The sequence below is a fragment of the Streptomyces sp. MBT53 genome, from assembly GCF_016654115.1.
Lineage (GTDB): Bacteria > Actinomycetota > Actinomycetes > Streptomycetales > Streptomycetaceae > Streptomyces.
The window spans coordinates 1-7,592 of the sequence record NZ_JAEQAZ010000301.1 but is presented as its reverse complement, the minus strand read 5'-3'; the positions used below and the strand labels follow the sequence as shown (position 1 = coordinate 7,592).

The 7,592-nt window shown below is 70.9% G+C and carries 9 protein-coding genes and 2 pseudogenes; 6 read left to right on the top strand and 5 right to left on the bottom strand.

Translation table 11 applies throughout. From position 1 onward, the window contains the following. The 3 genes from JHN45_RS48845 to JHN45_RS48835 form a co-directional block, all read left to right on the top strand. Nucleotides 1-212 (top strand): alpha/beta fold hydrolase (locus tag JHN45_RS48845; protein WP_374195692.1); only part of this gene is annotated, 212 nt, incomplete at its 5' end. Nucleotides 213-314: 102 nt separating this feature from the next. Further along, nucleotides 315-968 carry a ClpP family protease gene (locus JHN45_RS48840; protein WP_201055925.1) on the top strand — a complete coding sequence of 218 codons (654 nt, stop codon included), beginning with the start codon at nt 315-317 and terminating at the stop codon, nt 966-968. Between the two features lies 1 nt (nt 969). Then, nucleotides 970-1,572: a ClpP family protease gene (locus JHN45_RS48835; RefSeq protein ID WP_200716523.1), complete on the top strand. Its 603-nt coding sequence runs from the start codon at nt 970-972 to the stop codon at nt 1,570-1,572. Between the two features lie 9 nt (nt 1,573-1,581). Here the strand turns inward: JHN45_RS48835 and JHN45_RS48830 are convergent, their stop codons facing one another. Then, complete coding sequence (locus tag JHN45_RS48830; protein ID WP_307783423.1) at nt 1,582-1,974, bottom strand: helix-turn-helix transcriptional regulator; 393 nt, start codon at nt 1,972-1,974, stop codon at nt 1,582-1,584. 87 nt (nt 1,975-2,061) lie between these two features. Between JHN45_RS48830 and JHN45_RS48825 the strand changes: the two genes are divergently transcribed. Further along, nucleotides 2,062-2,841 (top strand): class I SAM-dependent methyltransferase, encoded by a 780-nt coding sequence (locus tag JHN45_RS48825; RefSeq protein ID WP_201055922.1) that lies wholly within the window; start codon nt 2,062-2,064, stop codon nt 2,839-2,841. Here JHN45_RS48825 and JHN45_RS48820 read toward each other — a convergent pair. Continuing rightward, nucleotides 2,838-3,290 carry an ATP-binding protein gene (locus tag JHN45_RS48820; protein ID WP_201055920.1) on the bottom strand — a complete coding sequence of 151 codons (453 nt, stop codon included), beginning with the start codon at nt 3,288-3,290 and terminating at the stop codon, nt 2,838-2,840. The two genes, JHN45_RS48825 and JHN45_RS48820, sit on opposite strands and share 4 nt — an antisense overlap. 79 nt (nt 3,291-3,369) lie before the next feature. Next, nucleotides 3,370-4,659, bottom strand: coding sequence for a DUF6777 domain-containing protein (locus JHN45_RS48815; protein ID WP_307783422.1), 1,290 nt, complete (start codon nt 4,657-4,659; stop codon nt 3,370-3,372). A gap of 162 nt (nt 4,660-4,821) precedes the next feature. Between JHN45_RS48815 and JHN45_RS48810 the strand changes: the two genes are divergently transcribed. Together JHN45_RS48810 and JHN45_RS48805 are read left to right on the top strand one after the other, a co-directional pair. Then, nucleotides 4,822-6,111 (top strand): streptophobe family protein, encoded by a 1,290-nt coding sequence (locus JHN45_RS48810; protein WP_201055918.1) that lies wholly within the window; start codon nt 4,822-4,824, stop codon nt 6,109-6,111. Between the two features lie 31 nt (nt 6,112-6,142). After that, nucleotides 6,143-6,562: a nuclear transport factor 2 family protein gene (locus JHN45_RS48805; RefSeq protein WP_201055916.1), complete on the top strand. Its 420-nt coding sequence runs from the start codon at nt 6,143-6,145 to the stop codon at nt 6,560-6,562. A gap of 80 nt (nt 6,563-6,642) precedes the next feature. Here the strand turns inward: JHN45_RS48805 and JHN45_RS48800 are convergent. Next, a pseudogene (locus tag JHN45_RS48800) lies at nt 6,643-7,337 on the bottom strand (serine/threonine-protein kinase). Further along, nucleotides 7,327-7,592 (bottom strand): annotated as a pseudogene (locus JHN45_RS48795) (hypothetical protein); the annotation flags it as partial. The pseudogenes JHN45_RS48800 and JHN45_RS48795, both read right to left, overlap by 11 nt.

Sequence of the window (7,592 nt, the reverse complement as noted above, 5' to 3'; positions counted from 1 at the left end):
CCACCCTCCCGTCCACCACCCCCACCGCGCTCGCCGTCTTCCCCGCCGAGATCCAGATCCCGCTGCGCCACAAGGCCGAGCGCACCGAGAACATCGTCCGCTGGACCAAGCTCGACCGGGGTGGCCACTTCGCAGCCATGGAGGAGCCGGATCTGCTGGCCGAGGACGTACGGGCCTTCTTCCGGCAGCTGCGCGAGAAGGGCTCGCAGTGACCGCTCTGCCCACGGCGAATCTGCTACCAGCCTAGAAACCCGCAGTTCGGGCGCTTGCCGGTCAACAGTGGAGACACCACAGAGCCTCGACAAGGAGTGCCGATGTCTTCACTCACGGCCGGCTTCGCGCCGGCCCTCATGCCGCGCGCCGAGGAGGGCGACACCCCGCCCTCCCGCTTCGACGACCACCTGGCCGCGCAGCTCCTCGCCCAGCGGATCGTCCTCCTCGGCACCCAGGTCGACGAGGTCTCCGCGAACCGCGTCTGCGCCCAGCTCCTGCTCCTGTCCGCGGAGGACCCGCGCACCGACATCAGCCTGTACGTCAACAGCCCTGGCGGCTCGGTGACGGCGGGTCTCGCGATCTACGACACGATGCAGCTGATCCCGAACGACGTCTCGACGCTGGCGATGGGCTTCGCGGCGAGCATGGGCCAGTTCCTGCTGACCGTCGGCACACCCGGCAAGCGGTACGCCCTCCCCCACGCGCGGGTCATGATGCACCAGCCCTCGGCGGGCATCGGCGGCACCACCGCCGACATCGAGATCCAGGCGGAGAACCTGGAGCACACGAAGAAGACCATCGAACGCCTCACCGCCCAGCACACCGGGCAGAGCGAGGAGACCATCTCCCGCGACGGCGACCGCGACCGCTGGTTCACGGCCGAACAGGCCAAGGAGTACGGCATGGTGGACCAGGTCGTCGCCTCACTGGCCGACGTGCGCCCGGCCGCCTCGAAGCGACGGATGGGGCTCTGACATGGGTTCGTACACGATTCCGAACGTCGTCGAGCGGACCCCGCAGGGCGAGCGGTCCTACGATGTGTTCAGCCGGCTGCTGTCCGAGCGGATCATCTTCCTCGGCACCGAGATCGACGACGGCGTCGCCAACGTCGTCATCGCGCAACTCCTCCATCTGGAGTCGGCGTCCCCGGAGAGCGAGATCGCGATCTACATCAACTCCCCCGGCGGCTCGTTCACTTCACTCATGGCGATCTACGACACCATGACGTACGTCCAGGCCCCGATCTCCACGTTCTGCGTCGGCCAGGCGGCCTCCACGGCGGCCGTGCTGCTGGCCGGCGGTGACCCCGGACGCCGCTTCGTGCTGGAGCACGCGCGCGTGCTGCTCGGCCAGCCGGCGAGCGGCGGGCAGCGCGGTATGGTCTCCGATCTCGCGCTCCAGGCCAAGGAGATGGTGCGGATCCGCTCCCAGGTTGAGGAGGTGCTGTCGCGGCACACGCACCACGACATCCCGACATTGCGCGCCGACATGGACCGCGACAAGGTGTTCACCGCGCCGGAGGCCGTGGCGTACGGCCTCGCCGACGAGGTGGTCAGCCGACGCCTCGTCGCGGTCTGACCCTCACCGTCAGGCGGCGACCAGGCACAGCTGCCCGTTGTACGGCGAACTCACCCTGCCCTGACGCCTGTTGCGGTGCTGGGTGAACTCGTTCCGCGTCAGCGACAGCAGGTCGCCGAGGTCGAGACCGAGGGCGTGGGCGGCGGCCGCGAGAACCTCCGAGGAGGCCTCCTTGCGGCCCCGCTCCACCTCCGAGAGATACGGCATGGAGATCCGGGCGGCGTCGGCCACATCCCTCAACGTGCGTTCCTGGGCGAGGCGTTCGCGTCGTAGGACGTCACCGACCAGGTCGCGCCACAGAGGTTCCTTGGGCGCGGGAACAGCCGGCTCCGGTAGGTGAGGGGCCGGCTCGTGCGGGCGCAGGGGGATCACGCGGGCTTGGTTCGGCGCTTCGTTGCTCACCCCCTCAGACTAAAAGGGTTGGACGCGAGGGCAAGGGATCAGCATTCTGCCCTGGGTGGAATCGCCGATCCGAAGGGTCCGGGAACAGTGCTGCGGGACACGTTCGACAGTGCGGCCGAGCGGTACGACCGGGCCCGTCCCCGGTATCCGCGCCCTCTCGTGGCGGAACTCGCCCGGGTGGCGGGCCTCGGTCCGGACAGCCGGGTGTTGGAGGTCGCCCCCGGGACCGGTCAACTCACCGTCCCGCTGGCCGAGTTCGGGTGCCGGCTGACCGCCGTGGAGCTGGGGCCGTCCCTGGCGTCGGTGGCCCGGCGCAACCTGATCGCGTTCCCTCGGGTCGACGTACAGGTGGCGGACTTCGAGCGGTGGGAACTGCCGGACGACCCCTTCGACTTGGTGGTCGTCGCGACGGCGTTCCACTGGTTCGATGCCCGGGAGTTCGTGGCGAAGGCGGCGTCCGCCCTGCGTCCCGGCGGGCGGCTCGCGGTCGTCACCACCCACCATGTGGCGGGCGGCACCCAGGAGTTCTTCGACGGGATGCAGCGCTGCTACGAACGCTGGGACCCCGCCACCCCGCCCGGCTTCCGGAGTCCCACCGAGGCCGAAACGGCCACGGACACCGGGGAGTTCGAGCGCTCCGAGCACTTCGACGAGGTCACTGTGTGGCGCGGTGCGCAGGAGATCACGTACACGACCGACGAGTACCTCGACGTCGTGCTCACCTACTCGGGTCACCTCGCGCTGGACGAGCCCTCGCGCCGGGGCCTCCTGGCCTGCCTCCGGGAGCTGCTGGAGACACGGCACGGCGGCCGGGTCACCAAGCGGTACCTGCACGAGCTGATCACAGCCACTCGGACCGGGACCTAACCGCTCAGCTCCACCACGGCTCGCACCTGCTTGCCGACCGGTACCCGTTCGACGGTCACCCGGGCGGCCAGGGCGTGCACGATCTCCAGGCCGTGTCTGCCGATCCGCTCGGGGTCGCGGGCGAAGAGCCGGGGCAGGGCGACACTGCTGTCGCAGACGGACACCGTCACCGCGGCGTCCGTGCCCTCCAGCTCCAGGATGTACGGGCCGTTGCTGTGCCGGTCCGCGTTGGTGACCAACTCGCTCACCACCAGCAGCAGTTCACCTTCGGACCGGTCGTCGATCGTGGCGCACCACTCGGTTCTGAGCTGCTCAAGGAACTGGTGCGTGAAGTGCCGGGCATCGGAGATGCAGCCCGGTTCCCCGGTGTAGTGCGCCGCCCGCCTCAGCGGTTCCACGGGCACGTCGAAACGAGTCGGTATCACTACCCCGTCCCGGTGGTCGATCATGCGTGTCTCTCTCGAAGGCGGGCGCCGGCTGTTGCTGTCGCACCAGTGCTCGTACCCAGCCACACGCCGGGCAGTCCCCCTAGGAGAGTGACGGTGAACTCGTCCCCGGGGAAACCGGCGCGCTGAAGCTCGACAGCGAAGCCGACGCGGAGTTCGACGCGGATGTCGTCGTCGCACTGGAGGCAAGCGATTCGGGCGCCGAGGACGAGGCCGACGAAGCCGCCGACGACTCGGTCGAGGGCGGCTCCGAGGACGGCGATTCCGAGCTCGGGGACGACGAGGACGGACCGGACGGCGACGACGAGGACGGGGAGCTCGACGTCGGCGGGCACGGGCTCGTGGACGTACCGGGCATGCTCGGCGTTCCCGGTGTGCCGGGGGCCGTGGAGGCGCACGCCGACGGGGAGTTGGAGGACGGTGAGGTCGGCGGGGACATGGTCACCGAGGGGCTGGCCGGGTTCAGCGGCGGCGGGGTCCGGTGGTCGTGCCGGCCCGTGTCGCCGTGGTGGCGGCCGAACCAGTGCCCGTTGTGGGGGTCGTAGATCACGAAGATGTTGATGACCTGGGGTGCGGGGGTGACCACGACGACGTTCTGCGGCCGGTACGACGACCAGGTGTCGCCGGTCGGCTTCGGGGTGGTCTGCTGGGCGACGGGCGGGGAGAGCGGGTTGCCGCAGGCGCAGCGGACGCGGGGCACGCCGTGGCTGTCGACGAGGACGGCGGTGCCGGCCTGGAGGACGGCCTGGTAGCTGGTGGCGACGCCGTCGCGGTAGCCGTGGTTGGTGACGCGGGTGTCCATGCGCAGTTGCACCGGCGTGAGGGAACGCAGATAGGCGGGGACTCCGGCGGGCTGGACGCCGACGACGGACGCGAACGCCTTGTTCTTCGCCGGGTTCGCCTGGAGCGCCTTGATCTGCTTCTCCACGTCACAGCTGGCGACGTTCTGGGTGCCGCCGTAGAGGCCGGGGGCGCCGCCGTCGACACCGCGCACGGCGTTCGCCGGTTCCGAGGCGGTGGGTGAGGCGGAGACGGGCGGGGCGGAACTCTCGCTCGCCGTGGACTCCGTGAACGGGTCCGGACCGGTCTTCGCCGCGGCCTGCAGAAAGACCTCGCCCTTGCTCGCGGTCTTGGTCGAGCCGCCGTCGGAGCGGGTGAAGACGAGGCCCAGTACCACGGCGGCCACCACGACCGCGGTGAGGATCGCGACGCGTGGCACCGACTTCCACCAGGGGCGGTGCGGCTCCGGCGCCCCGGCGCCACCGCTGCCCGAGGGCTGCGAGGGCGGGCCCGAAGGCGGCTGGGAGGGTCCCGACAGCGGACCGGAGGGCGGTCCGGTGGGGCGGCCTGAAGACGGAGGTTCGACGCTCACGAGTTCTTCTTCCCGACGCGGTTCTCAGCGGCATTGATGACGTTTGATCCCGCTTTATCCACAATGAACCCATTGTGTGCTCCGGTCCCCGTCCGCCCGCAAGCCGACGCGGACGGCCCTCCCGGCGGGCGCGCTCCCCCGGCGCTGCTTAGCGTGGCAGGCGTGACCCCCCGAACCCCCTCTGACCAGGCAGTAGCCCGCCACGGCTGGGTCCAGGCCCTGAGCGCGGTGCTGGCCGGACTGCTCACCATGGGCGTGGTCGCCGCGCTGGGCCTGTGGGCGGCGGGCGCGACGGACCTCCCGGACGGCGCGTTCCCCCGGGTCGTCACGGCGACGGTGGTGACGGCCGTCGGCGGCACCGTGAAGCTCTCCGGCAACGCGGGCGCACTGGCCGACACAAAGGCGGGCCTGACGGTCATCCCCCTCTCGGTGACCCTGGCCGGCGCCCTGGTGACCGCCGCCGCGTTCCTACGGCCCCTGCGGCACCGCGCGGTCGCCTCGGCCGCGGAGCTGGCCGGCTGGGCCGCCCGGATCGCCGTCCTGTGGCTGCTCGGCCTGATCGGACTGGCCCTCGGCGCACGCCAGAAGTTCTCGATCTCGCTCGGCAGCGGGACGCTCGGCGACATCGGCGACCTGATCGGCGCCTCGCCCGAGGTCGGCTTCGAGGCGGACGTACCGCAGACGGTGCTGTTCGGCCTGCTGTGGCTTGCCGGGGTCCTGGTGCTGGCCCTCCTGGTGTCGCCGGGCGCACCGCTCCCGGCCGCGCTGCTGCGCTTCCACGCGTCCGTCCGCCCGGCCGCGTACGCCGTGGTCGCCCTGCTCCTGGCCTACGTCGCGCTCGGCGTCGTCGTCGCCCTGCTCACCGCGGTGACACGCGGGAACGTCACCCAGACCTTCGCCCTGATCCTGCTCGGCATGCCGAACCTCGTCTGGCTCACCCTCACGATCGGCTTGGGCGCCACCTGGAACGGCCGGGTCGACGGCCCCTTCGGCCTGCCCATGCCCCACCTGCTGGACGAGGTCCTGCGCACCCCGGACATCTCCACCCTCAACCTCAACTCCATCGCCGCCTTCGACGGCAGGGTGTGGTGGCTCCTGGTGGTGAACGCGGTCCTGCTCCTCTCCGCCGCGTTCCTGATGGCCGCCCGCTCCCCGGCCCACACCCGCGCCTGGCAGCACGCCGTCCACCTGGCGGTCGCCTTCGCCCTCGCGGTCCTGATGATCTGCCTCGTCGGCCGCATCTCCGCCCACTACGGCCTCTCCCTCCTCGGCATCGGCGACGTGGGCGGAGGCCTGTCCGGAGACCTGTTCCTGAAGCCCGAGTTGTGGTCGGCGGTCGGGCTGGCGGCACTGTGGGGACTCGTCGCGGGCTTCCTGGGAGCACTCCTGGCGAAGCCGGTCCGCCGCCACGGCGAGGTCGAAATTCCCGAGCAGTCGAAGCGCCCGACATGAGAGTGTGCGCCCAGCCGAGGAAAGGGCAGACATGGCACTGGCTCTCGAAGACCGCCTGGCCATAACGGAGTTGATCGCACTGCACGGCCACCTGGTCGACGAGGGCGAACTCGACCGGCTGGACGAGGTGTTCACCCAGGATGTCGAGTACGACCTCACGGACTTCGGCCAGGGCACGGTCATCGGCCTCCCCGAACTCGTCGGCGCGTCCTTGGCGTTGGGATCCGGGAACCCCGTCGCCCATCACGTCACGAACGTGGTGATCGAGGAGCCGGCGGAGGGCAGGGTCCGGGCCCGCTCGAAGGGCCTGGGAATCCGGACGGACGGCTCGTGCGGTTCGGTGACGTACGAGGACACGGTGGTGCGCACGGGGGCGGGCTGGCGGATCTCGCACCGCAGGGTGTCGGCACGACGGATACCGCTGACGCCGGCCACTGCAGCGCCCCGATAGGGGCGCGGGGCTGTATCCAAATGCGGCTCCGCCGCGTGGGCGCGACCAGCCACGACGAACCCGCAGCCGAAGTACGTCAGTTACCGCCCCCTGAACACCGGCGCAGCCCACGCCGGCGGCGCAACCACCCCCGCATCCACCTCCGTCGCCGCATGCCCGGCAACCCCACCCCGCAACTCCGTCACGAACGCCAGACACGACTCGTACCGATCGTCCGGACTCTTCGCCAACGCCTTCGCGAAGACCGCGTCGACATGGCCAGGCAGATCGGGCCGGGACTCGGTGAGCGCCGGCGGCATGTCGTACTGGTGCGCCCACAGCAGTGCCATGTCGTCGTCCCGCCGGAACGGCGGACGCCCCGCGAGGCTCTCGTACGCGACGCAGGCGAGCCCGTACACGTCACAACGCCCGTCGACGGGCCGGCCCGAGATCTGCTCGGGGGCCACGTAGTCGAGCGTGCCGACGAACTGCCCCACCGTCGTGAACCCGGTCAGCGAAAGGGACTTCTTCGTCAGACCGAAGTCGGTCAGGTACACGTGCTCGGGATGGTCGTCGTCGGTGCCGCGCGCCACGAGGATGTTGCCGGGCTTCACGTCCCGGTGGACCAGCCCGTGTTCGTGCGCGGCGTCCAGCGCGGAAGCGANCGCAGGTCGTGGGCGCGGTAGACGACCGCCATGCCGCCGCGGCCGATCTCGTCCTCAATGCGGTAACCGGCGATCTGCTTGCCGATCAGCTCGGAGGGGCGCCCGGAGAAGAGGCTCGCGTCACGGGCCATCGGGGCTCACGACCTGGGTGGAGGCGTGGCCGGGGTCGGCCGGTTCGGCGCGGGGTCCGTCGTCGGTGGCGTAGGTGCTGAGCCGGGTGCCGTCGCCGTGGACCCAGCGTTCGTGGTCGGCGTCGTAGAGCCACACGGAGGCGCCGTCGACGACCACCCCGATACGCAGGCCCTTGGTGCGGGCCTCGAAGGACGCGCCGTCGAGGGCGCCGCTCGCGAGTTCCTCCACCGCGGCGCGGTAGCGGGCGAGGGCCT